Source organism: Promicromonospora kroppenstedtii DSM 19349 (genome assembly GCF_000515355.1).
Lineage (GTDB): Bacteria > Actinomycetota > Actinomycetes > Actinomycetales > Cellulomonadaceae > Promicromonospora > Promicromonospora kroppenstedtii.
Genome location: NZ_KI911691.1, coordinates 33,907 through 35,098 on the forward strand (window position 1 = coordinate 33,907; position 1,192 = coordinate 35,098).

1 protein-coding gene is annotated in these 1,192 nt (G+C 75.6%); it reads right to left on the minus strand.

What is annotated here, in order from left to right; translation table 11 throughout:
* On the minus strand, positions 1–1,192 hold a 1,192-nt coding region (locus PROKR_RS30825), incomplete at both ends, for a M15 family metallopeptidase (RefSeq protein WP_211240161.1).

Consider the following 1,192-nt stretch of genomic DNA (forward strand, 5'->3'; position numbering starts at 1 on the left):
CTTCGGCGAGGGCTTCGGCGTCGGCGTGGGCTTCGGGGCCGGCTCGCTCGGCTTCGGCTTGGCGCCGGGCTTGGCCGGCTGCTTCGTCCCGGGCTTGCGTGGCTCGTCGACGGGCTTGGCCACCGGCTTGCGCGTCTCCTCCGCCGTGGGGCGGTCCTTCGCCCGGGTATCGGCCGCGGCCTCGTAGCGCGGGCCGTCGTCCTCGGGCTTCTCGCCCTTGGTCCACCGGTCGACGTCGGACGGGTCGACCGCGCGGTTGGGCGCCGAGCCCGCCGCGAAGAACTCGAAGTGCCACGGCTCCGGCTTGGAGCCGCCCCGGCGCGCCCACGAGGGGTTGTCCCAGCCGTAGTCCGGGCCGTGCACCCGCAGCCACACGTACTCGGGGGACGAGCCGCCCGAGATCGGCGCGCCCAGGTCGATCGCCAGGCCCCAGCCGTGGTTGGACGTGCCCGGGACCGCCGCCAGGTGGGGCTTGGCGCCGGCCACGGCCACCTGGTCCACGTAGGACCGGTACGAGTCCGTGATCGGGATCGGGCGCCCGAACTCCTCCTCGAACTCCACGCTCAGCGCCGTCAGCCGCTCCGCCGCGTCGCAGCGCAGCAGGTGGCCCGGCGCGAAGTCCAGCGGGCACAACACGTGGGCCGGGATGCGGCCGTTGGCGTACTCGACCGTCGAGGTGCCGAACGCGGAGACCACGTCGAGCAGGCTCTCGCGCAGCGGGTCCCCGGCGCGGGCGAGGTCGCCGTTCGCCCCGCCGCTCCCGGACGCGGACGGCTCCTGGTCCTCGCCCGCGGGCTCCACCTCGGCCAGCGTGCTGGGCGCCGACGGGTCCAGCAGGTTCGCCAGCCGCACCGCCGCCAGCACCACCTGGTGATAGGTGATCCGGCCGGAGGGCAGGTCCCGGGGCTCCTCGTCGGCCTCCTCGGGTTCTGCTGCCGGCCCTGGCTCGTCCGACACCGTGATCACGGCCTGGAGGTCGTCGGTGACGGCGGTCGTCCCCGCGCCGTCGTCGTCCCTGGACGCCCGTGCGGCCGGCGCGTCCGCGACGCGCAGGCCCTCCTTCGCCTCGCCGAACGCGAGCTCCTGCATGAGGTACGTGGTGTAGAGCATGCCGAGCTCGGCGGCGGCCTGGGCGACCGCCGGGCTGAGCTCCGGACCCTCGCGCCGGGCCTGCTCGTCGGCGCGCGCCAGG